27 protein-coding genes are annotated in these 23,754 nt (G+C 45.5%); 1 reads left to right on the plus strand and 26 read right to left on the minus strand.

Going from position 1 to position 23,754, the window contains the following annotated elements:
• Positions 1-50: 50 nt before the first annotated feature.
• Entirely contained in the window at positions 51-1,430 is a 1,380-nt protein-coding gene (locus CLOSA_RS10590) for a DUF512 domain-containing protein (protein WP_013272764.1), read from the minus strand.
• A 277-nt stretch (positions 1,431-1,707) separates the two neighbouring features.
• On the opposite strand from CLOSA_RS10590, the gene CLOSA_RS10595 reads away from it, so the two are divergent.
• Positions 1,708-2,886, plus strand: a complete 1,179-nt coding sequence (locus tag CLOSA_RS10595; protein WP_013272765.1) for a ribose-phosphate pyrophosphokinase — start codon at positions 1,708-1,710, stop codon at positions 2,884-2,886.
• Positions 2,887-3,013: 127 nt separating this feature from the next.
• On the opposite strand, the gene pgeF is transcribed toward CLOSA_RS10595, so the two are convergent.
• From pgeF to CLOSA_RS10720, 25 genes are all read right to left on the minus strand, one after another.
• A complete protein-coding gene (gene pgeF, locus CLOSA_RS10600) occupies positions 3,014-3,880 on the minus strand; it encodes a peptidoglycan editing factor PgeF (RefSeq protein WP_013272766.1) in 867 nt (288 codons plus the stop codon).
• An 11-nt stretch (positions 3,881-3,891) separates the two neighbouring features.
• The gene (locus CLOSA_RS10605; protein ID WP_013272767.1) at positions 3,892-4,236 is read right to left on the minus strand and encodes a YraN family protein; all 345 of its coding nucleotides are present in this window, start codon (positions 4,234-4,236) and stop codon (positions 3,892-3,894) included.
• 73 nt (positions 4,237-4,309) lie between these two features.
• A complete protein-coding gene (locus tag CLOSA_RS10610) occupies positions 4,310-4,951 on the minus strand; it encodes a ribonuclease HII (protein ID WP_013272768.1) in 642 nt (213 codons plus the stop codon).
• 139 nt (positions 4,952-5,090) lie between these two features.
• Entirely contained in the window at positions 5,091-5,933 is an 843-nt protein-coding gene (ylqF, locus tag CLOSA_RS10615) for a ribosome biogenesis GTPase YlqF (protein WP_013272769.1), read from the minus strand.
• A gap of 9 nt (positions 5,934-5,942) precedes the next feature.
• Positions 5,943-6,494, minus strand: coding sequence for a signal peptidase I (gene lepB, locus CLOSA_RS10620; protein ID WP_013272770.1), 552 nt, complete (start codon positions 6,492-6,494; stop codon positions 5,943-5,945).
• 153 nt (positions 6,495-6,647) lie between these two features.
• On the minus strand, positions 6,648-6,995 hold the full coding sequence (gene rplS / locus CLOSA_RS10625) for a 50S ribosomal protein L19 (protein ID WP_013272771.1): 348 nt from the start codon (positions 6,993-6,995) through the stop codon (positions 6,648-6,650).
• Between the two features lie 218 nt (positions 6,996-7,213).
• The gene (gene trmD, locus CLOSA_RS10630; RefSeq protein WP_013272772.1) at positions 7,214-7,960 is read right to left on the minus strand and encodes a tRNA (guanosine(37)-N1)-methyltransferase TrmD; all 747 of its coding nucleotides are present in this window, start codon (positions 7,958-7,960) and stop codon (positions 7,214-7,216) included.
• Positions 7,961-7,982: 22 nt separating this feature from the next.
• Complete coding sequence (rimM, locus tag CLOSA_RS10635) at positions 7,983-8,492, minus strand: ribosome maturation factor RimM (RefSeq protein ID WP_013272773.1); 510 nt, start codon at positions 8,490-8,492, stop codon at positions 7,983-7,985.
• Between the two features lie 184 nt (positions 8,493-8,676).
• Positions 8,677-8,904 (minus strand): KH domain-containing protein, encoded by a 228-nt coding sequence (locus CLOSA_RS10640; RefSeq protein WP_013272774.1) that lies wholly within the window; start codon positions 8,902-8,904, stop codon positions 8,677-8,679.
• Positions 8,905-8,919: 15 nt separating this feature from the next.
• Positions 8,920-9,162 (minus strand): 30S ribosomal protein S16, encoded by a 243-nt coding sequence (rpsP, locus tag CLOSA_RS10645; protein WP_013272775.1) that lies wholly within the window; start codon positions 9,160-9,162, stop codon positions 8,920-8,922.
• An 86-nt stretch (positions 9,163-9,248) separates the two neighbouring features.
• Complete coding sequence (gene ffh, locus CLOSA_RS10650; RefSeq protein ID WP_013272776.1) at positions 9,249-10,598, minus strand: signal recognition particle protein; 1,350 nt, start codon at positions 10,596-10,598, stop codon at positions 9,249-9,251.
• A gap of 11 nt (positions 10,599-10,609) precedes the next feature.
• The gene (gene ylxM / locus CLOSA_RS10655) at positions 10,610-10,960 is read right to left on the minus strand and encodes a YlxM family DNA-binding protein (protein ID WP_013272777.1); all 351 of its coding nucleotides are present in this window, start codon (positions 10,958-10,960) and stop codon (positions 10,610-10,612) included.
• Between the two features lie 83 nt (positions 10,961-11,043).
• A complete protein-coding gene (locus CLOSA_RS10660; RefSeq protein ID WP_013272778.1) occupies positions 11,044-11,712 on the minus strand; it encodes an alpha/beta fold hydrolase in 669 nt (222 codons plus the stop codon).
• Positions 11,713-11,721: 9 nt separating this feature from the next.
• Positions 11,722-12,087 carry a VOC family protein gene (locus tag CLOSA_RS10665; RefSeq protein WP_013272779.1) on the minus strand — a complete coding sequence of 122 codons (366 nt, stop codon included), beginning with the start codon at positions 12,085-12,087 and terminating at the stop codon, positions 11,722-11,724.
• A gap of 236 nt (positions 12,088-12,323) precedes the next feature.
• Positions 12,324-13,613 carry a serine--tRNA ligase gene (gene serS, locus CLOSA_RS10670; RefSeq protein WP_013272780.1) on the minus strand — a complete coding sequence of 430 codons (1,290 nt, stop codon included), beginning with the start codon at positions 13,611-13,613 and terminating at the stop codon, positions 12,324-12,326.
• Between the two features lie 125 nt (positions 13,614-13,738).
• The gene (locus CLOSA_RS10675; protein ID WP_013272781.1) at positions 13,739-14,578 is read right to left on the minus strand and encodes a pyridoxamine kinase; all 840 of its coding nucleotides are present in this window, start codon (positions 14,576-14,578) and stop codon (positions 13,739-13,741) included.
• 59 nt (positions 14,579-14,637) lie between these two features.
• Positions 14,638-15,225: an ECF transporter S component gene (locus CLOSA_RS10680; protein WP_013272782.1), complete on the minus strand. Its 588-nt coding sequence runs from the start codon at positions 15,223-15,225 to the stop codon at positions 14,638-14,640.
• 95 nt (positions 15,226-15,320) lie between these two features.
• Positions 15,321-15,983, minus strand: a complete 663-nt coding sequence (locus CLOSA_RS10685) for a thiamine diphosphokinase (protein ID WP_013272783.1) — start codon at positions 15,981-15,983, stop codon at positions 15,321-15,323.
• Positions 15,980-16,642, minus strand: a complete 663-nt coding sequence (rpe, locus tag CLOSA_RS10690) for a ribulose-phosphate 3-epimerase (RefSeq protein WP_013272784.1) — start codon at positions 16,640-16,642, stop codon at positions 15,980-15,982. Before rpe ends, CLOSA_RS10685 begins: the two co-directional genes overlap by 4 nt.
• Position 16,643: 1 nt before the next feature.
• Positions 16,644-17,522, minus strand: a complete 879-nt coding sequence (rsgA, locus tag CLOSA_RS10695) for a ribosome small subunit-dependent GTPase A (protein ID WP_013272785.1) — start codon at positions 17,520-17,522, stop codon at positions 16,644-16,646.
• Between the two features lie 9 nt (positions 17,523-17,531).
• Positions 17,532-19,691 (minus strand): Stk1 family PASTA domain-containing Ser/Thr kinase, encoded by a 2,160-nt coding sequence (gene pknB / locus CLOSA_RS10700; protein WP_013272786.1) that lies wholly within the window; start codon positions 19,689-19,691, stop codon positions 17,532-17,534.
• Positions 19,688-20,431, minus strand: coding sequence for a Stp1/IreP family PP2C-type Ser/Thr phosphatase (locus tag CLOSA_RS10705; RefSeq protein ID WP_041708609.1), 744 nt, complete (start codon positions 20,429-20,431; stop codon positions 19,688-19,690). Before CLOSA_RS10705 ends, pknB begins: the two co-directional genes overlap by 4 nt.
• A 101-nt stretch (positions 20,432-20,532) precedes the next feature.
• Positions 20,533-21,585 carry a 23S rRNA (adenine(2503)-C(2))-methyltransferase RlmN gene (gene rlmN, locus CLOSA_RS10710; protein ID WP_013272788.1) on the minus strand — a complete coding sequence of 351 codons (1,053 nt, stop codon included), beginning with the start codon at positions 21,583-21,585 and terminating at the stop codon, positions 20,533-20,535.
• A 105-nt stretch (positions 21,586-21,690) separates the two neighbouring features.
• Positions 21,691-23,031 (minus strand): 16S rRNA (cytosine(967)-C(5))-methyltransferase RsmB, encoded by a 1,341-nt coding sequence (gene rsmB / locus CLOSA_RS10715; RefSeq protein WP_013272789.1) that lies wholly within the window; start codon positions 23,029-23,031, stop codon positions 21,691-21,693.
• On the minus strand, positions 23,021-23,737 hold the full coding sequence (locus CLOSA_RS10720) for a zinc metallopeptidase (protein WP_013272790.1): 717 nt from the start codon (positions 23,735-23,737) through the stop codon (positions 23,021-23,023). Before CLOSA_RS10720 ends, rsmB begins: the two co-directional genes overlap by 11 nt.
• Positions 23,738-23,754 lie beyond the last annotated feature (17 nt).

Below are 23,754 nucleotides of genomic sequence, written 5' to 3' on the forward strand. Positions count from 1 at the left end.
GTATGGTATTTCTCCCCACACCCATATTTTCCAGGCAGGGCCCGCCCTGCTTACTGGTTGAAAGGGATACCTCCAAGGGTGTTTAACTCATATCCTTCATAAGAAGCTTCGTTGTCTGTTACCGGCCCAAGAACAGCCTGTACAAAATCCTGACCGCTTGATTTTACAATATCTACCTGTACTTGTAAAGCATTTTGTACATCCTGCCTGGTCAGGTCATCAAGAAAGACCTCTTCTCCGCTTCGGAACATGCATTCCGGAAGCAATAACCGTTTGCCCATGGTTTTTCCTTTCAGCTGTCCCATTAAATCCTGGCCGGTGATTAAGCCGGCAACTGTGATCTGTTCTCCGAAAAAAACATTGGTAATAGGGTAAATATGAATGACCCGTCCCGGAAACTTTTCCTGGATCATTCTTGCATGCTGTTCAATGTAAGGAGCCGCCAGTCTGCCGGTTGCTATGGAAATTTCTTCGATCTCATCATCACCTGTCATACGATCCAGGGCAGCCTTGATCTCTCCTTCCAGAAGCCGGAGCATTCCCACACCGTTTTCCAGCTGGATATATCCGTCGTAACGGTCCTCTTCCGGAAGGGGCTGACCAGCCAGAATGTAAAGCTCATCGCTGGCGTGAATAAAATGGTTTCCATAGGTCTTATACAGCTTTTTCTGCCACCGTTCTATAATTGTTACAATCTCCTTTGCATCCTCTCCCGTAAAGGGCTGCAAAGGATACAGGCCATCCCTGTATTTTGACATTCCCACCGGAACAGCAGAGACGCTCTCCATGTATGGAAGGAACTTTGATAAATCCTCTATGGTTCTCTCCAGCTCCTTTCCGTCATTGACGCCCTTGCACAGCACGATCTGTCCGTTCATGGGGATCTCTGCCTCATACAGCTTTTGAATCTTCTCCAGGGCCTTGCCTGCAAACCGGTTGTGAAGCATCTGGCACCTTAGGGAAGGATTGGTGGTATGGACGGAGATGTTAATAGGTGCCAGCTTAAACTTAATGATGCGGTCTATGTCATGATCGCTCATATTGGTGAGCGTCACGTAATTCCCCTGCAAAAAGGATAGCCTGGAATCGTCATCCTTAAAATACAGGGTTTCTCTCATTCCAGGAGGCATCTGGTCTATAAAGCAGAAAATACATTTGTTCCGGCAGGACCTGTATTCGCTCATCAGCCCGTTTTCAAAGGTAATCCCCAGATCCTCGTATTGGTTTTCTATTTCCAGCTCCCATTCTTCCCCATTATTTTTTTTCACTGCCATGAGGATGGACTCGCTGTTAATATAATATTCATAATCAAAAATGTCTTCCAGCTCATGACCATCTATGGACAGGACCGCATCCCCTGGCTCCAGTTCCAATTGGTCTGCAATGGAGCCGGTGTCGACTGCTTTTATAATATGTCCTCTTTTGCTCATCTTAATTTTACCTTTCATTTAACTGCCCATGCTTTTGGAGCAGTGCCACCCCGTTTTACCGGGTGTAAAGGTATACCCGCAGGATGTTTTTGTAGCTGTCCCATATATCATAGCAAGATTGTTACTCTTTGTAAAGGAAGCCTTTTTTGTTTTTTTCCTGGAAATACGGCCAAGGCTATTGACGCATTCTGTCAATCAATGGTATAAAAGGGTGTAAGATTTAAAAAGCAGGCAGTCTTACGGCTGGCTGTTCATTTATTATGGAGGAATCTTTGTCATGGCAAATGATTATGTATTCAACGACCAACTACCTGTTGCTCCCTTGAAGATCGCAGCGCTGGAAAGCTGCCGGGAACTGGCCGGGAAAGTAAACGACCACATCGTAGGCTTCCGAAGAAATGATATCCAGGAGCTTATACGCCGGAAAGCTGATCTTCACTATCGTGGGTATGATGTGGACTCTTATCTTCTCAAATGCGAATGCCCGCGTTTTGGAAGCGGAGAAGCAAAAGGCATTATCAGGGAATCTGTCCGTGGAACAGACGTCTTCGTAATGGCAGACGTCACTAATCACAGCATAACCTATACGGTCAATGGTTATACCAACCATATGTCTCCTGACGATCATTTTCAGGATTTAAAACGGATCATCGGCGCATGCAGCGCAACGGCCCACAGGGTGTGTGTGATTATGCCGTTTTTATATGAAAGCCGTCAGCATAAAAGGACGAAAAGGGAGTCTCTGGACTGCGCCATGGCTTTGGAAGAGCTGGTTCATATGGGAGTCAGCAATATCATTACTTTTGATGCTCATGATCCCCGAGTTCAAAACGCTATTCCATTAAACGGATTTGACAATTTCATGGCCACATACCAGTTTGTCAAGGCAGTGCTAAGGAAGTATCCGGACTTAAAGATTGATAAAGAACATTTAATGGTCATCAGCCCGGATGAAGGTGCTATGGACCGTGCCGTGTACCTGGCTAACAACTTAAGCGTGGATATGGGGATGTTCTATAAAAGGCGGGATTACTCCAAGGTAATCGGCGGGCGGAACCCCATTGTCGCCCATGAATTCTTAGGTTCCTCTGTAGAGGGCAAAACCGTACTGATCGTAGACGATATGATTTCCTCAGGGGAAAGCATGCTGGATACTGCAAAGGAATTAAAGGAACGCAAAGCAGATAAGGTCATTGTTTGCTGTACCTTTGGCCTGTTTACCAATGGGCTGACGAAATTTGACGAATACTACAACAGGGGCTTTATCGACTGTGTCGTTACGGCCAATTTAAACTACCGTCCCAAGGAACTGCAGGAAAGAGAATGGTATGTGGAGGCGGACATCAGTAAATACATAGGAGCGGTTATTAATTCCTTAAACCATGACGTGCCCATAAGCAGAGCCCTTTCTTCTACAGAAAAGATACAGAATCTATTAAAGAAGTACCGTCTATAGTCTAAGCAGTAAAAGCCGTATAAACATAAGAGAATCAAACCATAAAAAGACACCTTGAACATGGTTTTCCAAACCAGTCATGGTGTCTTTTCCTACGGGGCGGTACTTTCCTGCCCTCCCCCTATGGTCAAAGGCTGCTTTTTTCCCTGATTCCCAAAAACGCCGCCAGATTTCCTCTCTCATTTCCGGTTCTGCGATGGGAAAACAGATAGTCTGAATTACAATGGGTACAGATATCTGTTACCTGTATATTCTCCTGCCTCACCCCTGCATCCAACAGCACAATTTCATTGGCCCGCCATAAATCCAGCAAATACTTCCCATTCCCCTTTTCCGTTAATATACTGTTCCAATTTATACGATCATACCCCTCCATAAATTCCAGGGCAACCTCGCTTCCCACCTCATAGCACTCCCTGCAAATACTGGGACCAATGCAGGCAAGCACATCTTCCGCCCTTGTTCCAAAGGCCTCTCTCATTTTATCCAAGGTAATCTTTCCCATTTGTCTCACAGTCCCTCTCCAGCCGGAATGGCTGAGACCAACGGCCAGATGGACAGGATCCAGAAAATAAAGGGGTACGCAATCCGCATAAAAGGTGACCAGAGTAATTCCGGGAACATTAGTGATCAATCCATCCACGTCTTTGTAATCCCGTTCCTTTACAATCCCTTTGCCCGCGTCCTCCTCCGTCACCAGACGGACGTTGGTCGTATGGGTCTGATAGGATAAAACCATCCGTTCCACATCCACTTCCAGGGCCTTTCCCATCCTGCGGTAATTTTCCAGAACATGGTCAGGATTATCTCCCCTTGTAAATGTAAAATTCATAGTGGCAAATTTCCCCTGACTGACGCCTCCCAGCTTTGTGGAAAACCCCTGATTTACCAGCCCGGTTTTTTCTAGCAGCGGAAATGACAAATAAGGTACCTTTTCCGCTGTCTTATAATCCATATTCATTACCTGAACGCTTCGTTTCCACATATCTTCCATCACACCTTTGTTTAAAATGCATCCTTGATCAGCCGGATATCCTGTCCCAGGATTGCCACCACATCAAACCGGCAGGGAATGTCATCTCCCAGACGGTGCCGGTACAGATACCCTTTGGCTGCGTTCCTGATTTTTCCTTGCTTCAATAAATGAACCGCTTCTGCCGGATCACCCTTTTCCAGGTTCCGCCGGTACTTTACCTCTATAAAGACCAGTTCTTTCCCGTCCATTGCAATAATATCAATTTCACCCTTTGGATCCCGGTAATTCCGTTCCACTATTACATACCCGTTATTTTCCAAATATGCAGCCGCTGCCCTCTCATATTCCTTTCCCACTTCCCGACAATTTTTCAAAGATATCCTCCAATTTCCGGCACCACCCCGAGAGATCTTATTAATTCCTGAAAAATCCTGATTTCACGTTCCGTCAACCAATAATATTCTTTATAAAACTTCGTCTGTGAATGGGACAGGGGCCAAATTCCTTTAGTGCTTTCATATGAACAGCTGTTCCATAGCCTTTATGCCTGGAAAAACCATATTCCGGGAACAATTTGTCATATTCCTCCATCATATGGTCCCTGGTCACCTTTGCCATAATGCTTGCCGCAGCAATGGATACACTTTTCCCATCTCCCTTAATAATTGGAACCTGGGAAGCTGCAATACCTGGAATGGTGACTGCGTCATTTAAAAACACGTTTGGCTCTATTTCCAATTTGGCTACGGCAAGCCTCATGGCTTCATAAGTAGCCTGCAGGATATTTATTTCATCGATCCGGTCGGCGCCGACCACACCTACTGCAAAAGCAGAAGCCTTTTCCATAATCTCTTCAAACAAGGCTTCCCTTCGTTTTTCAGACAGCTTTTTAGAATCATTTAAAAAAAGGATCTCACAGTCTCTTGGAAGGATAACCGCACCTGCAACCACCGGCCCGGCCAAAGGTCCCCGGCCGGCCTCATCAATGCCGCATACCAGTACTTGGTCTTCATATTGACGCTCATATACTTTCATTTTCTCCAGACGATCCCGCTCTTCCTGAAGTTTTTCTTCTGTTAATTTTCTCATTTATTTATCTCCTAGTGAATCAGGCGGATATGCTAACATATCCTGCAGATGCCCGATGAAGCAGGGCTCACCTCATTTGCCATTGAAAAACAGGGCTTTGCTCTTTTCCATAAAAGCAAACCCCTATCATTTATACCGGCTATGACACAGGAAATTCCAGAGTTATCCGCCCAAGCTTCCCGCTTCGAAAATCATCAATCAAAAGGTTAGAAGCCTTCATCAGATCCAGTTCTCCGCCCTTTGCCAGACAGGCTCTGACCCGCGCCACCTGCTTTAGAGCATCCAGTTCATTTAAGCTTTCTATTCCATACCGGTCAGAAAGAACCTGGGGATATTTTTTTGTCAGGAAACGGATAAGCTCCATGGCAAGTTCATCCTTATTCAATATCTCATCATTGACCGATCCAATAAGAGCAAGGCGGATCCCTACCTGCTGGTCCTCAAATCTAGGCCAGAGAATGCCGGGAGTGTCAAGAAGCTCCAGGCTCTTGTTCAGCCTGATCCATTGATTCCCTTTGGTTACGCCTGGTCTGTTTCCTGTTTTTGCACATGCTTTTCCTGCAAAAGAGTTGATAAAGGTGGACTTTCCCACATTAGGGATTCCAACCACCATAGCGCGCACCGGACGGTTTAAGATTCCTCTTCTCCGGTCACGTTCGATTTTTTCCTTGCATGCTTCCTGTACAACACCGTTGATCTGCTTTAGGCCTGCACCGTTTCTGGAATTCACCTTAACAACGTGGCAGCCCTGGGTCTCAAAATAAGACTGCCAGACGCTGTTGCAGCGTTCATCAGCAAGATCTGATTTGTTCAGCAGAACGATACGTGCCTTTCCTGCCCCCAATTCATCAATATCAGGGTTCCGGCTGCTTAAGGGGACTCTCGCATCTACCAGTTCTATGATCAAATCAATTAATTTAATATCTTCTTTCATAGCCCTTTTGGCTTTGGTCATGTGACCGGGATACCATTGTATATTCATAACATTCCTCTACTTTGAACGAATTAGTTCCATTTTTACCAAAGGCAGCATCCGGAACCATACTTTTCCCTGGATCTGGTCTCTGCTTACGTTTCCAATATTAGCGAAGCGGCTGTCTTCGCTGCTGTCCCTGTTGTCACCCAGGAGAAAATATTCTTGAGCTCCAAGCTTAATAGGCTTTTCCGCAAGTCCGGCCAAAGAGATTCGTCCCGGACCGGCTGGTTCCTTCAGCCTTTCGCCGTCAATATAGATTCCATCGTTTTTAATCTGCACGGTTTCACCTGGCAGACCAACGACCCGCTTTACGTTCATTTTCTGATCTTCTCTTTGAAACACTACCACATCAAACCGGTCCGGATTGCCAAAATCATAAACCAGCCGGTCCATGAAAACCACATCCTCCGAGGCGAGAAGAGGAAGCATGGAATGTCCTGCGATCACGATCTGTGTTCCATAGGCATAGACAAGAAACCATGCAAATGCGATCACTACAACAATGTCAACGATCCAGTTGACTACATGCCGCAGCTTATTATTATCTTCACTGTGATAAAAATCCATGTATGAAACACCCCATTTTTAAGGAAATCCGATTTGCTTTTCAACCAATGGCTGATTCACTTATATATCAGGCAGCCCGCCTTTATAAGGCAAATTATGCCAATTATGCCAAGAAAGGGACAATTTGCATTGTCCCCCTCACCTGATCCGGAATTATTTAACTGATTCTTTTACCTTGGCAGCCTTACCTACTCTGTCTCTTAAGTAATACAGTTTCGCTCTTCTTACTTTACCTCTTCTAACAACTTCAATGTTGTCTACGGAAGGGGAATGCAATGGCCAGGTTTTCTCAACACCAATACCGTTAGAATTCTTTCTTACGGTAAAGGTCTCTCTGGCGCCGCCGTTCTGTCTTTTAATAACAGTTCCTTCAAAAATCTGGATTCTTTCACGGGTTCCCTCTTTGATCTTGTTGTATACCTTAACGGTATCGCCAACGTTGAATTCAGGAACGGTCTGCTTTAACTGTGCTGCTTCAATATTCTTAATAATTTCGTTCATTGTGTGAACCTCCTTGATATTATTTGATGTTCTTAATACTTCTCATTTGAATCCGTAACAGAGGAACATCTCCTTTTCATCACAACGCTATATATTTTATCATAATGGTGCTTAGAATGCAAGTCCTTTTATTTGGCTTTGCATTCCTTTGTGCGTAAACGTATGTCATTTCTGTCTTTGCAGACAGGATCTATTCCTGAAAGGACTGTTCCGCCTGATTATTCCTGTTTTTCTATCTCAATTTCCAGTCTTTTCAAATATTCTGCTTCTTTTGCAGATAAGCTGGCACCGGTTAAAAGGTCCGGTCTGCGTTCCAGGGTCCGCTTAATGGACTGTTCTCTTCGCCAGACATCAATGTTTTTATGGTGCCCGGATAAAAGGATTTCAGGAACGCGAAGGCCTCTGTATTCTTCCGGCCTGGTATACTGGGGATATTCCAGAAGATTATCGTGAAAGGATTCAAATTCAGCAGAGGTATCGTTGTTTAAAACCCCGGGAATCAGACGGGAAATGCAGTCGATCATGACCATGGCCGGAAGCTCTCCTCCTGTTAACACATAGTCGCCAATGGAAAGATAATCCGTGGCAACCAGCTCCAAAGCTCTCTCATCAATTCCTTCATAATGTCCGCACAGGAAAACAAGATCCTCTTCCTTTGCAAGTTCCTCAGCGATCTTCTGATTAAATACCCTTCCCTGGGGAGTCATATAAATGACCCTTGGCTTTTTTTTGATTTTCTCACACAGAGCATCATATGCCTCACAAATGGGCATGGGCTGCATGACCATTCCGGCTCCGCCTCCATAGGGATAATCATCCACATGGCGGTGCTTGTCCGTGGAATATTCCCGGATATCAATGGCTTCAATGGATAACAGGCCTTTTTCCGCCGCTCTCCCGATGATGCTGGTGTTCAGGCCGTTTAGGACCATCTCAGGAAACAGGGTTAATATGTGATAATTCATTGTCTATTTCCACTCCTCTATCTTAATCCAGAAGCCCATCCATGATGTGAACCGTTACAAGCCCTTCCGTCAGATCCACATTCCGCACGCATTCCTTGATTGCCGGAAGCAGTACCTCTTTCCCTTCTGCCGTTTTTACTTCGTAGACATCATTGGCTCCAGTCTTTATCACATCGGTCAGGATTCCCAATTCCTCTCCCTCCTCCGTGACAACCCGAAGTCCGATTAAGTCAACAATGAAATTTTCATCCGGCCCAAGCTCAACTGCCTGGTCTCTGGTTATGAGCAGATCTTTTCCCTTATATTTTTCAATGTCATTAATGGAATCATATCCTTTGAATTTTAGGATTACCATATTCTTAAAAAATTTTACTCCCTGGATCTCCAGCTCCCTGCGTTCCTGACCGGCATCCAGGATCACTTTCTTTAATTCATTAAAACGGTTTACATCATCTGTAGTTGGATAAACCTTTACTTCTCCTCTCACCCCGTGGGTGGATGAGATCACGCCAACTCTTAACAAATTCTCCATCTGTCTCTCCATGTATTTAGAAGTCTGATTCGCTATGCTCGTCCAACGGTCCATCGGTTTAAGTCAGACGCACTTACCTCATCAAACAGATTATGCCAAAAGAAACCGGATATGACTATCCGGCTCATGAAACGGCTGAATGCTAAAAGGACCGTCGTCCCGACAGGCCGGCGGTCTTTTCCTGTTACTGGATTTCTACAGTAACCTTTTTATCTTCTTTGGAAGCGGCTGCTTTTACAACAGAGCGGATAGCTTTTGCGATCCTGCCCTGTTTGCCGATTACCTTGCCCATGTCGGAAGGCGCCACCGTAAGCTCAAGAATAATTTCATCCTCTTTTACGGTTTCAGTAACAACAACCTGATCCGGATTATCAACCAGTGCTCTTGCAATTACTTCTACTAATTCCTTCATATGCTTCACCTCTCACTACTGGATACCGGCGATCTTTAAAAGCTTGCTTACAACTTCGGTTGGCTGAGCACCTGCTGTTAACCACTTCTTAGCGTTCTCCTCATTAAACTTGATGACGCTTGGTTCTGTGGTAGGATCATAGTAACCAACCTCTTCGATGAATCTGCCATCTCTTGGAGATCTGGAATCTGCAACTACAATTCTATAGAAAGGAGCCTTTTTCTGACCCATTCTTTTTAATCTCATTTTTACTGCCATTGTGAAATTCACCTCCTTAAACCTTGGATTCTGAAACTGATTTATAGCGAACGCAGAAATCTGCCTTGCTAACATATAAAAGTAGATTAAAACGGCAATTTCAATTTGCCAAACATTCCCCCATGGCGTTTTCCGCCGCCCATCATACCGGGAAGCTGTTTCATCATCTTTTTCATCTGGTCAAACTGCTTTACAATGCGGTTTACCTCACCGATGTCCACGCCTGCTCCTTTTGCAACACGCTGCTTTCTGGAAGCATTTTTCATAAGATCCGGATTCAGCCGTTCCTTGCTGGTCATAGAAAGAATAATTGCTTCCACCCGATCCATGGCTCTTTCATCAAGATCCATGTCCTTCATCTGGCCCATGCCAGGCATCATGCCTAAAATGCTTGCCATTCCGCCCATTTTCTTTATCTGGCTCATCTGATCCAGGAAATCGTTATAATCAAATTCGGCCTTGCGGAGCTTTTGAGACAGTTCCTTTGCTTTCTCTTCGTCAACCTGCAATTCGGCTTTTTCAATCAGAGATAGGATGTCTCCCATACCAAGTATCCGGGAAGCCATGCGGTCAGGATAAAATTGTTCCAGATCCGAAAGCTTTTCTCCCATGCCTACATAAAGAACCGGCTTTCCGGTCACCGCACGGATGGAAAGGGCCGCACCGCCTCTGGTATCACCGTCAAGCTTTGTGATAATGACACCGTCAATCCCGATCTTATCATTAAACATTCCTGCTACGTTTACTGCATCCTGCCCTGTCATGGCATCTACTACCAGGATGGTCTGATGAACCTCAACCGTCCCTTTGATTTCGATCAGTTCGTTCATCATGTCTTCATCAATATGAAGACGACCTGCCGTATCCAGAATAACTACATTCTGATCATTTTTTGCCGCGTAAGCAATAGCGGCCTTTGCAATATCTGCCGGTTTGTGGTTTTCTCCCATGGAAAACACGGGAACCCCCTGCTTTTCTCCGTTGATCTGCAGCTGCTTAATGGCAGCCGGACGATAAACGTCACAGGCAACCAGAAGAGGCTTTCTCCCCTTTGCCTTAAGCTTTCCTGCAATCTTGGCAGTTGTGGTGGTTTTTCCGGCACCCTGAAGGCCTGCCATCATGATGATGGTCATATCGCCGGCGGGCTTTAGCCGGATCTCAGTCGTCTCAGAGCCCATCAGCTTTACCAGCTCTTCATTTACAATCTTTATTACCATCTGTCCGGGAGTCAGGCTGTTCTGGACATCCTGTCCAATGGCCCGCTCCTGAACGGCACTTATAAACTGTTTCACAACCTTAAAGCTTACGTCGGCTTCCAGTAAAGCCATCTTCACTTCTTTAAGGGCTGTTTTTACATCGGCTTCGGACAAACGTCCCTTGCCTCTTAAGCTCTTAAATACATTCTGTAATTTATCGGATAAGCTCTCAAAAGCCATCTAACGCCCTCCTAATGAGCTTCCAGCTCGATGATTTCGCCCGATATCTCCTCGATGCGATGGATCAGATTCATATCATTCGTACCGGCAAATTCTTTTGTCAGACTCTGAATCTCTCTGGCCAGCTTCTTTGTCTGTTCAAATTTTTTTACCAGCTGAAGCTTTTCCTCGTAGCCCTCCAGAATCTTATCGCACCGCTTAATTAGGTCATGAACCCCTTGACGGCTGATTCCTTGTTCTTCTGCAATCTCGCTTAAAGAAAGGTCATAGAAAACCACGTCTTCATAAATATGCCTTTGATGCTCTGTTAAAAGAGCTCCGTAGAAATCATATAGTAAGCCTTGTCTTGCAATCCTTTCCATATCATCACCTGGGATATCATACAATACTTTTTGTAAGGTGTCAAGTGTTTTTTCTTTACACCCTGTAATGTTATCATTAATTATTACGAAAGCGGTTTTTCAAGAAACTTTTTCATGAAATAATAAAGCTTTCTGCTATGGACGATATAGCTTCCGTGCCCTTCTCCCGGAAGAATCCGAAGGCTGCTGTCCTTGATCCTTGATGCCAGATAGCGGGTATGGGATTCACGGATCATATCTCTTTCTCCCGCTAAAATCAGGGTGGGAATTGTGATGCTTTCCAGTTCCTTTGCGGTAATCCGGGGTTCTAAAAGGATCATCCGCAGCTTTCGGTCATGGCTTAAGGTTTCCATAAGGGCGAAAATTTTATACCAGTACCATTTTAAACCTTGAGGATTCGCATTTGCGCCACAAAGCACCAGCTTTGAAAAAAGGTCCGGATGCCGGGCAGCCGCTAGGATTCCAAGGATACCCCCATCGCTGAAGCCGCAGAAATACGGTCTTTCCAGTTCCATGATCCTGATAAATTCCGCAACATCCTCCGCCATTTCATGATAACCCAGGGTTTTCACCCTGGTGCTTTTTCCATGATCCCTGGAATCCAGGGCGTAAACCGTATAGTCTTTCTTTAAAAGCTCCGCCGTTTCATCAAAGATCCTGTGATCCTCCCCATTCCCATGGACAAGAAGGATTGCCGGGCCGGAGCCTGACACTTCATAGAACAGCGTGATTCCGTTCACATCAATATACACGGCTTCTCCTTATCTTTGAGGAACGATTTCGATCCAGTAGCCGTCAGGATCACTGATGAAATAGATTCCCATGGCAGGGTTTTCAAAGCAGATAACTCCCATATCCTTATGCTTTTTATACCAGCTTTCGTATTCATCTGTTTGAAATGCCAGATGAAACTCGCATTCTCCAAGATTATAAGGTTCTTTTCGCTCTGTTAAATAGGTCAGTTCCAAAGTAAAATCACTTTTTCCGTCACCTAAATATACCAGTTGAAAGGAACCGTCTCCCGCAGTCTTTTCCCGGACGGGGGTAAGTCCCAGCGCATCTTTATAGAATTTTAAACTCTTTTCCAGATCAAGTACATTAAAATTAAAATGGTTAAATGTAATCATACCGCTGTCACTCCTTTTCTTTTTCAAAACAGATACGCTTCCCTTTCGATCAGTTACGTACCGCATCCTGTCCTGTCTATCATACCATACATATGATCCCACTTGTCAACTGCAACCGGATTTCTTCTGCAGGAAAAATAAATAAACCGCATGTTGCCTGGTTTCAAAGGTTTTGGGCCATCTTTTTATTAAGAAAGGCCCGGCCTTTTTAGTGAGAGCCGGACCTGATGAAATCATTATTTTTTCGGTATTAGAGCTTTTGTACCCCCCATGTAGGGCTGCAATGCGTCGGGAATCCTCACGGTTCCGTCTGCCTGTAAGTTATTCTCCAGAAAGGCGATCAGCATTCTTGGAGGAGCAACTACGGTGTTATTTAAGGTATGGGCAAAATACTTCCTTCCATCATCTCCGGCAACACGGATCTTCAGCCTTCTTGCCTGTGCATCCCCTAAATTTGAACAGCTTCCCACTTCGAAATACTTCTTCTGTCTTGGGGACCATGCCTCCACATCTACTGATTTCACCTTTAAATCTGCCAGGTCTCCGGAACAGCATTCCAGAGTTCTTACAGGGATATCCAGAGATCGGAACAAATCAACGGTATTCTGCCACAATTTATCATACCATTCCATACTGTCTTCCGGTTTGCAGACAACGATCATTTCCTGCTTCTCAAACTGATGGATCCGGTATACGCCGCGTTCCTCTAATCCATGAGCGCCCTTTTCCTTCCGGAAGCAGGGAGAGTAACTGGTAAGGGTCTGAGGAAGCTTTCCTTCCGGAAGGATGGTATCAATAAATTTTCCGATCATGGAATGCTCGCTGGTACCGATGAGATACAAATCCTCTCCTTCGATCTTATACATCATAGCATCCATTTCAGCAAAGCTCATAACTCCGGTTACAACTTCGCTGCGGATCATAAATGGGGGAACACAGTAGGTGAATCCACGGTTTATCATGAAATCCCTTGCGTAAGATATTACGGAAGAATGAAGCCTTGCAATATCACCCATCAAATAATAAAAACCATTGCCTGCCACTTTTCTGGCACTGTCAAGATCAATTCCGTCAAAGCTTTCCATAATGTCTGTATGGTAGGGGATATCAAACTCTGGCACAACCGGTTCGCCGTAGCGTTCTACCTCTACATTCTCGCTGTCATCCTTGCCGATGGGAACGCTGGGATCAATGATATTGGGAATTGTCATCATGATCTTTTTGATTCTTTCTTCCAGATCACGTTCCTTTTCTTCCAACTGGGCCAGATGCTGGGAAGCATCGGTTACCTGTTTTTTCATACCTTCTGCTTCTTCCTTTTTTCCCTGTCCCATTAAGGCACCGATCTGTTTGGAAAGCTTGTTTCGTTCCGCCCTTAAAGCATCCCCTTCCTGCTTTGTCTTACGGTTCTGCTCATCTAGTTCAATGACTTCGTCAACTAACGACAGTTTGTTGTCCTGGAATTTATTTTTAATATTTTCCTTTACAATTTCAGGATTTTCTCTTACAAACTTTAAATCTAACATGGTATTCCTCCTGGTTTTTCCTAAATATTTTCTGCGAAAATTCTCCCGCATATAGTCTGCCGTTGATTATACTACAAAAAAAGGGCAAAGAAAAGCCCCTTTCCCAAAATTATCCTTGCCTGCCATTACTCGCGAATGAGCAGAGACAGGATTTCCTCAAAACACACTCCGTTCTCGATGGGAACATGAAGTTCATCGGATTTTAAAATGCAGGCCTTTACAAAATGGGCTGCTTTTTTCACTGCATCCGATAACGGGGTTCCTTTCACCGTTTCAGCTGCCAGGATGCTGGAAAACACATCTCCTGTTCCCGGCCGTTCACTTCCCACATGGAGAGAGCGTAAAAAATGCGGCTCCCGGCTCTTTTCCGCTACCAGATTGGTTACATAGCCGCCTTCCCTGATGCCTGTGACAACCACGGAATCCGGACCCATATCCCAAATTTCGGCCGCCATTGCAAGAAGTTCAGAACGCTTCCAGCCGTTTGTACGGTATTTTCTTCCGGTTAAAATACAGGCTTCTGTTAAGTTCGGGGTCACAATATCTCCATATCCTACCAATTCCTTCATACGGCTGCACATCCTATCCGTATAAGTCTGGTAAGCCTTTCCATGATCTCCCATAATGGGATCCACTAAAACCACGGTATCCGGTGTGCTAAAATCCTTAATCATGTCAATGACGATTCCGATCTGTTCCTCAGAGCCTAAAAATCCGCTGTAGATCCCATCGAAGGTCAAATTCAGTTTCTTCCACTGTTCCACATACAAAGGCATTTTCCCTGTATAATCATCAAAAAAATAAGTAGGAAAACCGGTATGGTTAGACAGTATGGAAGTAGGGACCGGACAGCACTGGACCTTTAAGGCGGATAGTATGGGCAAGGCCACTGTCAGAGAACAGCGGCCATATCCCGATAAGTCATGAATGGCAGCGATTTTTTTCTGATGTTTTTCTGATGTCATAAAAGTTTCCTCTTTTCTGCCAATCCTTTTAGGTATTGAATGGATACTTGCAGATATCCCTAATCAATCTTTTCAAATAATCCGGATCTGACCAGGGCATTACGAAGCGGCATGTAAATGATGACGGAAACAATGGCAGAGGTTACCGCATTAATGGAAGTAGATGCAATGTTCCAAGCCAGTGCCAGCTCTGCCGCAGGTTTTCCCAGGATCAGAAGCTTGTAATAGTAACCCACAAGGGGATCAAAAATCACATTAAACAGCAGACCGCCTGCCGCCGCTGCAATGGTCCAGGTCAGTATATGCTTTTTGTCGGTGGAATCATTGATCCTGCCTATGTTATGGGCCAGAAATCCGGTGATGAGTCCGATGCACAGCTTTAAGAGAAAGGTTTTTGGTGCATATACCACATAAACCGGATCAAAGAGATCTCCTATGGTCATGCCGATGGCACCGCCTAATCCGCCGTATAAGCCACCCACTAAAAGTGCGCCTAATACGCAGACCGCATTTCCAAGATGAATGGATGTCGCATCTCCTCCCGGAAGGGTGATTTTAAATTGCAGGAATGTAAATACTACGTAGGACATGGCCGCAAACAGTCCCGTCAGTGCGATCTTATAAATCCTGTTGTTTGTTTTGCTCATTGGTTAATCCTCCCATGGTGCTTTGTTGTTCTTTATCTTAGCACGCAAGTGGAGTGTTATAAATATCCAGTCCGGATATATTGAACCATACCAGTTTAATCATGAGACTGAATGCAGATCAGAGTTCCTGATTCAAAGTCAATGGCACCGTTCGTACCGGTCAGCTCATTGCTGATACAAAGGCTGGTGCCCAGGTCAATGTCTTTTTCAAAAAGAGGATATTTAAATCCGGTCAATGTGATTTTCTTCACCTCACCACACAACGGAAGGAAGGAAATATATTTCCCCCATAACGTTTCCGCCTGAAACGTCCTTCCCTTTTCGATCACAGTGATCCAGTTTTTTTCATCTACAATAGCGGCCTCCACGCCTTTTTTCAGGCAGGCATAAAGCAAATGGAGATTTCCTATGAAATGGTCCATTCTGCCTCCGGTAGCCCCCAGGAGAATCAGTCTGGTACAACCAAGGCCAATGGCAGTATTTAAGGCCAGCTCCGTGTCGGTTTCATCCTTTTCCGGTTTGTGGGTTTCCCAGGCAATCTCTTCCCGGCTGCATTTGTATTGGGCAAGAACATCTTCTGATACCGTATCAAAATCTCCCACAATGGCATCCGGCTTTAAATGGAGCCGGGAAAGAGCCGCAAGCCCCCCATCCACTGCAATTATTTTATCAAACCTTCTGTTTTCTAAAAATCTTCCGGCAAAATCATAGTCTAAGATGCCTCCGGTAACGATCAAACCTATTAATTCTTCTTTCACCCTTCATATTCCTCAAATATTTTTAAAAATGCTTTTGTATTGGCGGCCGCATTTCCTTTAAAAACGGCTGAACCAGCTACAAATACGTTAGCTCCTGCCTCAATCAGTTCTCTTACATTGTCACAGGTTACGCCTCCGTCCACCTGTATGTCTGTTTCAAGATGACGCTCTATGCAAATGCGCCTTAAAGCCCTCACCTTTTCCAGGGTATAGGGGATGAATTTCTGCCCTCCGAATCCTGGATTTACTGACATGATCAAAACCATGTCCAATTCCGGCAGAATCTGATCCAGAACGGATAAGGAAGTCGCGGGATTAAGGGCAACTCCTGCTTTTAATCCTGCTTCCTTGATCTGGTTCATAGTACGGTCCAAATGGGTGCAGGCCTCTGCATGAACACAGATAAGGTCAGCTCCCGCCTCTTTCATATCATTGATATATCTTCCCGGTTCCTCTACCATCATATGAACATCAAATATCCGGTCTGTGCAGCTGCGCAGGCTTCCAATCACCGGCATTCCAAATGATATGCTGGGTACAAACGCCCCATCCATCACATCCAAATGAATGTACTGGGCTCCTGCTTCCGCTACATCCACAACCTGCTGTCCAAGAATTTTAAAATCTGCCGCTAATATGGAGGGGGCAAGTTTAAGCATATTAATATCTCCTTTTCTCTTTTAGTTCCTGGTAGAAAAGCCGGTAATTCTCATATCGGCTTCTGTTTATTTTTCCTTCTTCCACCGCATCCTTTACCCCGCAGGTTTTTTCCCCGATGTGCACGCAGCCTAAAAACCGGCAGCCATCTTCATAGGATTCAAACTCCGGGAAATAGTCCTTTAGCCGGCCGCATTCCAAATCTTCCATGTACATGGAGCTAAATCCCGGCGTATCCATTAAATAGGTATCACGTCCCATGCCAAAAAGCTCCGAATGCCTGGTGGTATGCTTTCCTCTCTGGATTTTTTCGCTGATATTTGCAGTTTCCATCTCAGCCTGGGGAAAGAGAAGGTTGGTTAAGGAGGACTTTCCAACTCCGGAAGGTCCTGCAAGCACCGTGGTTTTTCCCTGTACCAGCTCCTTGATCTCCTCAATCCCCTGATCGTCATAGGTGCTGGTAAAGTATAAGGGATAGCCTGCCGCCTCATAGATTTCTCCAAGTGCCTGTTTTTTATCACTGCCACATAAATCTGTTTTATTAAAACAAATTTTTACAGGAACCTCCTGAACCTCCATCATGACCAGAAAACGATCCAGCAGGTTTAAGTTTGGTTCCGGATGGGTAATGGCAAAAAGTACCAGAGCCTGATCCACATTGGCCACGGCAGGGCGGACCAAAGCATTTTTTCTTGGCAGGATAAGATCAATGTTTCCTTTCTTTTCCAGTCGGTCCAGAACAGAAAACTCCACATCATCCCCAACCAGGGGCTTCACGTTTTTATTTCGGAATATGCCCTTTGCCTTGCATTCATAAATATTTTCATCCGCACCATGGACGTAATAAAACCCTGCAATTCCTTTTAAAATTTTTCCTGTCATATATTTTCCTTATGATTGGGGGACCGGAATAAATGTGATGGAATAAGAATTGATCACATCGCCCGTCTCCACATTCACGATCTCTACGGTTCCGCTGGTAACGCCGTAAGCACCTTCAATATTTTTAAATGATACAGGAAGCATCTGGTCGCCTGTCATGGTAACAGGACCCATAAGCTCTCTGACTTCGTCTTTTCCATTGACCGGCTGCCGAAGCTGTATCTTTAAAGTGAGTTGAGTGCTTCCGGAGCCTGGCCCGATGATGTTCTGCAGGGAATAGGATTTGTCTATGGAAGCCAGATATTTGTATTTTGCCTGTTGTACCGTCCCGCTGCTGACTACATAATTCATGGCGGTTCCGGCTTCCACCTGGGAGTTTGCAGTTAAGGACTGACTGATAATGCTGCCCCGGACAACTGTTTCTGAGGCCGCTTCGGTAACCGTTCCCTGAACCAGTCCTACATCAGCCAGCATCTCCAAGGCGATTTCCTCAGTCTGTCCGGCAATATTGGGAACCGTGACTGGATTTACGAGTGCCGGACCACTGCTTACAACCAGGGTTACATTCTCCCCTTCTTTCGCTTCGGCGGGACTGTAACTGATCACATATCCTGCCGCAACGGTATCGCTGTTCTTCTGCTCCACTGTGACTGTCAGACCGCTGCCTTCCAGTGCTGTCTTTGCAGAAGCTCCATCCATCTTCTCCAGCCCAAGCTTCGCTAAGTCAATGGTAACGTGCTCCGGACCTTTGCTGACTACCACATAAACAGCAGAATACTTATCGGTTACGGTACCCTCAACAGGGTCCTGTGATACAATATCCCCTTTATCAAGGGTATCATCAAATACGTAATCACTGACCTTCATATACAGTCCGCCGTTGTCCTTTAGCTTCTGCTCCGCAATATCCGTTGCCAGTCCCACAATGCTTGGCATTTTCACCTTTTTGTCACTTAAAGTTTCTTCTGTAGAAATCTCTGCCGTTGATTCCGTTTCCTTTGGGGATCCAGAACGGAACAGACCACTCACTTTGGAGAATACAATAATAAGCACCACCACAATGAGAATGGCAACAACCACACCTGCTGCAGTCAGGAGCCGTTCTATTTTGGGATTGATGTCATCGTCGGTATCCTGTTTTCTGGTTCTGATACTGCCCGGCTGCTGACCAGGTTTTTTTTCCATGCGGCGCTCCTGCCTCTGTTCCTGGTTTCTGCCTCCATTCCGGCTGACCGCAGGATCTGCCTGAATTTTCCGTCCGGAACGGATCTGTTCCAGCTCTGGCTTTCCTATAATGACCGTCTGGGAATCATCCACCTGGGAATTGTACTGAACAAAATCCCCGTCAGGATTAACAAGTGCCTTCCGCAAATCGGATATGACCTCATGCATGGTTCCGTAACGGTACTCCGGTTTTTTCTCGGTACATTTTAAAATAATATTCTCAAAGCCTACCGGAATTCCCTCATTGTAGTAACTGGGCGGTGTTATTGGATCTTCCAGATGAGCCAGGGCAACAGTCACCGTGTTGTCACCCTGAAACGGGACACGTCCGGCCACCATTTCATACATGGTAATACCCAGAGAATAAATATCGCTTCTGACATCACTATAGCCGCCTCTGGCCTGTTCAGGCGATATGTAATGGACAGAGCCTACCGCAGTTGCACTTAAGGTCTGGGATGAGGCAGCCCTTGCAATACCGAAATCGGCCACCTTTACCTTACCGTCTCTGGCTATGATGATATTCTGCGGCTTAATATCCCGGTGTATGATCCCCTGCTCATGAGCTGCCGCGATCCCCTGTGCTACGGAGATTGCGACGCCGATGGCCTCCTTCACATCAAGACAGCCCTTTTTTATAATATAATTTTTTAATGTAATTCCTTCAATCAGTTCCATAACAATATAATGGAGGTTCCCCTCGTCCACAACATCATAGATATTGACGATGTTTGGATGGGATAGACGGGCCGCTGCCTGGGCCTCCATTTTAAACTTGCTTACAAAACCGCTGTCCGAACTGAATTCTTCCTTTAATACTTTTATAGCGACAGGGCGGTTTAATTTATGGCACAGGGCCTTATACACATCTGACATCCCGCCGGAACCGATCTGGTCCAGTATTTCATATCTGTCCTGTAAAAATGTCCCCGGTCTCAAGATCATAAGCTTACCTCCCTGCCAATTTGGGGTTCAATTAAAACAACGGCTATGTTGTCTTTTCCTCCATTGTCATTGGCTACTGTAATTAATTTTTCTGCCTTTTCCGGCAGCTCCAGTTCCGAGCAGATAATTTCTTCCATCTCAGCGTCCTCAAGCATATTGCTGAGTCCATCGGAACACAGGAGCACATAATCCCCCGGTTCCAGGCTGACTTCAAAAAAATCAATCTCCAGCTTATCCTCTGTACCAACCGCTCTTGTTATAATATTCTTTTTTTCCCGGTAATCCCGGCTTCCACGTTCCAACTGGCCCAAAGACACCAGCTCTTCCACATAGGAATGATCCTTTGTGATCTGCTGCAGCCGGTTCCTTACAAGATACAGACGGCTGTCTCCCACATTTGCCACATACATGGTAGATCCCTCGATCACCGCCGCCACCAGGGTGGTTCCCATACCGTTTCGTTCAGCGCTTTTCATGGATTCCTGGTAAAGCATACCGTTGACCATTAAGATCCCCTCCCGAAGAAGCGGAACAATTTGAGGAGAATCCGCCTGTTTTAAGTGAGCCACCAGATTTTCAGCAATGAATCTGGAAGCATAATCCCCGGCCTGATGGCCGCCCATGCCGTCTGCAACCAAAAAAAGATTGGGCAGTGCACCCAGAGGTTCTGTCTGGGCATAGACATAATCCTGATTGGCCGTGCGGACTCTTCCGGTATCCGTCATTGCGCAAGCCTTCATCGTTTCATTCTCACTTCCTCTTTATTTCTGTTGGCAAAGAGCCAGGCACAGGTATGCTTTTATTCCTGCCTCTGACATTGCCGGGTCAAATAATCCCCAGTTTACCGGGAAGCATTTGACTCCTGATTTAAAAAGCTCTTTCTTAACTGCCCGCAGGCGCCGTTAATATCCCGTCCCATTTCTCTTCTTATAGTAACATTAATTCCGTTTTTTTCAAGAAGATTTTTAAAGGCTTCTATGGCTTTCCGGTCTGACTGTACGAAATTCCGTTCCTTGATGGGATTGACAGGAATCAGATTTACATGTCCGTGCTGGCCTTTTAAAAGAGCAGCCAGAGCGGACGCCTCTTTTAAATTATCGTTGACACCGCTTACCAGGCTGTATTCAAAGGTAAGCCTGCGTCCTGTTTTTTCAAAATACGTTTGACAGGCATCCAGCACATCCTTTAATGGAAAACGGTTCGCTACAGGCATCAGGGTTTTTCTCACCTCATCGTTAGGTGCGTGAAGGGACAATGCCAATGTAATCTGCAGATCTTCTTCTGCAAGCTTAAGGATACCCGGAACAATGCCGCAGGTCGATACGGTTATGTTACGCTGGCTGATATTCAGTCCGTTTTCATCAGTAAGAAGGCGAACGAATTGAACCAGATGATCATAATTGTCCAGAGGCTCTCCTGAGCCCATAACCACCACATTGGAAACCCGCTCCCCGGTGTTCTTCTGGATCCGGTATATCTGGTCAAGCATTTCTGATGGGCTTAAATTTCTTTCCAGGCCATCAAGGGTGGAAGCACAGAACCGGCACCCCATACGGCAGCCTACCTGGGATGAAATACATACGGAATTTCCATGCTTGTATTTCATCAAAACGCTTTCAATCACATTCCCATCAGAAAGAGCAAATAAGTATTTTCTTGTTCCATCTATATTAGAAATCTTCTCCTCCACAATGGCAAGGGAGGTAAGCTCTGTCTGCTGAAAAAGCGTCTCCTTCAGTGAATTCGGAAGATTTGTCATTTCATTAAAATCTGCAGCCAGCTTTTGGTGCATCCATTCATATAGCTGCTTGGCCCGGAATGTTTTTTCTCCTATAGCCGCCACATATGCAGTCAGCTGTTCCATATTCAGCGATTTGATATCAATCTTTTCCATCTATAGTTCCTCTATTCTGTCCATGGTTTCGGGACATAAGGGAATGCCCCGAATGCACTCCTTTATACTTCCATTGGATCTGTGCAGGGCATTTACGGGTATTCCTTAAAGGCCCTGTCTTTTCTGAAATGCCGCAATAAAGAATCCGTCACATGGATGGATTCCCGGCAAGAACTGGATAAATTTCTGATTTAAGCCGGCTGATTCCAGCTTCTCCCCCAGCTTCCCTTTCAGATCCATGCAGTCAAAGGGAAAATGATTAAGGAACCACATGGCATTTTCATTATTTTCTTTCTTGTTTATGGTACAGGTGCTGAAAATCAGCCGTCCCCCCGGCTTTACATAAGCTTGTACGACCGACAGGATTTCCCGTTGGAGAGCAGCCAGAGACTCTAAATCCTCTGGTGTCATGCGGTATTTAATATCCGGCTTTCTTCCAATGATCCCAAGTCCTGAGCAGGGCAGATCGGCGATAACAATATCCGCTTTCCCAACAGAATCCGGGTCAGAGACCAGGGCATCCTGAACCCTTGTACGGATGTTTGAGAATCCGCACCTGTTTATGTTTTCCTGGACCAAATTTATCTTATAAAGGTTTAAGTCCCGGACCTCCACCATACCCGTACTGTCAAGCTTATCTGCGATATGGATGCTCTTACCTCCTGGAGCCCCGCAGACATCAATCACATAATCGCCTTTTTGGGGATCTGCAATTTCACCTACAAAGCTGGAGCTTAAATCCTGTACCTGGATATAACCCTTTTGAAACGCATCCAGCCCTTCCAGATAATCATATTTTTCAATGCAAAGCACTGCTTCCGAAATTCCGGATTCACTCACTTCTGCCCCCTGATTTTTAAGACTCTGCAGAATTTCTTCTTTGGAAGCCTTTGCAAAATTGCAGCGGACCGTCGTCTTTTTATTTTTCAAAAAGGATTCCATCATGATAACTGCGGTTTCCCTGCCATAGGTTTTCTCCCACATGGAGACAATCCAGGAAGGCATGGAATAACGGATGGAATCATCAGGCCAGGTGATATCCTCTTTATTTCTGGAAATATTTCTCAGCACACCGTTGACAAAACCTTTTAATCCGGTAAATTTTCGTTTCACGGCAAGCTTCACTGCTTCGTTGCACACGGCAGAATCCGGAACACGGTCCATATAAAGAAGCTGGTAAACCGACATTCGCAAAATAGTGCGTATCACCGGCTTCATCTTCCGTACCTTTATATTAGAAAAGGAATCAATGATATAATCCATCTGAAGCAGGTATTCCACAGTTCCTTCTACGGTTCTGGTAATAAAGGCCCGCTCCGATTTTTCCAGATACTGGTATTTATTTAAGGCCTGGCGGAGGATAATATGGCTGTAACCACCCCGCTCCAGAATCTCTAGCAGGATTTCCAGCACGATTTCCCTGCTGTCCGTCTCCTTAGTCATCATTCCTTCTTCCTCCGAACAAGATGACCAGCCTTAAAAGCTGAAGAACGGTAGCCGCAAGCGCCGCCACATAGGTAAGGGCAGCCGCACCCAGCACTTTTCTGGTATATCCCAATTCCTGATCGCCTAAAATGCCTACCTGGCCAAGCAGCGTGACCGCCCGGTTGGAAGCATTGAATTCCACTGGAAGAGTGACTAACTGGAAAATTACGGCCAGGGAAAACAGGATCAGCCCCACATTAACCAAAGGAGAACCAGCTCCTCCTATGATAACGCCAAGAATGATGAGGGGCAGTGCCGCTTTGGAGCCTATATTGGCTGCCGGTACAATGGCTGCCCGAAGCTTAAGAGGAATGTATCCCGTGTTGTCCTGCATAACATGGCCGCATTCATGTGCGGCAACTCCGATCGCCGCCACGGATGTAGAACCGTAAACAGAATCGGATAAATTAACCGTTTTGGTTCTTGGATCATAATGATCCGTAAGCTGTCCGCCCACAGACCTTACCTGAACATCGTAAATGCCTTGGGAATTCAGCAGGCGTTTTGCAGCTTCCGCCCCGGTCATCCCGGACATGCTTCTTACTTTTGAATATTTATTAAATGTATTGTTTACCTTAGCCGATGCCGCCATGGACAAAACTGCTCCGATGATGACCAGGATCCAGGTCGGATCCAAATAATATCCCATCATGCCGCCATAATACATAATCAGACTCTCCTTTC

Origin of the sequence: [Clostridium] saccharolyticum WM1 (assembly GCF_000144625.1) — a bacterium.
Classification (GTDB): domain Bacteria; phylum Bacillota; class Clostridia; order Lachnospirales; family Lachnospiraceae; genus Lacrimispora; species Lacrimispora saccharolytica.